The organism is Acidovorax sp. KPB24-07 (assembly GCF_057543315.1).
Genome location: NZ_BAAJYS010000783.1, coordinates 1 through 929, shown reverse-complemented (window position 1 = coordinate 929; position 929 = coordinate 1). Strand labels below are relative to the sequence as shown.

The following is a 929-nucleotide window of genomic DNA, read 5'->3' as shown; positions in this document are numbered from 1 at the left end:
CCTGCTGCAGGCCCACGCGCCACCATTGCGCCTGGGCGTGCAGGCGCTGCACCGGGTCCGCGGCCCCCAGCCACACCTCGCTCAGGCCGCCCACATAGGGCGCGTAGCCGGTGATGCGCACAAGCAGCGTGTGCTCGTCCCCGGCCTGCGCACGGCCCGGCCCCGCGCCCGCAGCGCGCCCAGGCGCACGAAGCGCGGCTGGTTCCAGGCCCGGGTCAAGCCGGGTTCGGCCAGGCGCTCGTCGCGCCACAGCAACTGGCCGTCGAGCCACACCGCGCCGGCCATGTTCATCGCGTCCAGGGCGAGTGCGAACTCCCGCTCCGCGGGGATGTCGGGCGGCAGCGTGAAGCGCAGGCGGTACCACACCACGCCGTCGTGCGCGGGCCAGCGGTCGCTCCAGGCATCGGGCAAGGTGACGGGCACCCAGCCGTGCGCGGGCGGCGCGGCCACGGCGGGCGCCTGGGATGCCATGGCCTCCAGCGGCTCGCCGCGCACCGACTCCACGGCGGTGAAGGCCAGGAGATCGCCCGCCCCCCAGGCCCGCGGGGACGGCAGCAAGGCGCTCACCAGCAGGGCCACCGCGCCCAGGGCGAGCAGGGCAGCCAGCGCCAGCGAGGCACCACGCGACGCCCTGCGCTCCACTAGAGCCAGCCTTGCGCCTGTGCCAGGACCACGGCCTCCGTGCGGGTGCGCACCACCAGCTTGCGGTAGATGCTGCGGGTGTGGCATTCCACGGTGTGCACGGACAGGCCCAGGGTGTGCGCGATCTCGCGGTTGGTGTCCCCGAGCGCCACCTGGTGCAGCACCTGCAACTCGCGCGCCGACAGCGCCACGCGCAGCACCCCGTCGGCAGCGCCACTGCCGGCGCCAGGGGCCGGCGGTGCGGTGCTGGCGCCTTGGCCGGGGGCCGAGGCCAGCAGGGCGAGGAT

At 75.7% G+C, this 929-nt stretch carries 2 protein-coding genes; both read right to left on the bottom strand.

What is annotated here, in order from left to right; genetic code table 11:
• Window positions 1-81: 81 nt before the first annotated feature.
• Window positions 82-642: a hypothetical protein gene (locus AC27IQ_RS25775; RefSeq protein WP_487091338.1), complete on the bottom strand. Its 561-nt coding sequence runs from the start codon at window positions 640-642 to the stop codon at window positions 82-84.
• Window positions 642-929, bottom strand: a 288-nt coding sequence (locus tag AC27IQ_RS25770) for a response regulator transcription factor (RefSeq protein ID WP_487091337.1), incomplete at its 5' end; no start/stop codon positions are given. The genes AC27IQ_RS25775 and AC27IQ_RS25770, both read right to left, overlap by 1 nt.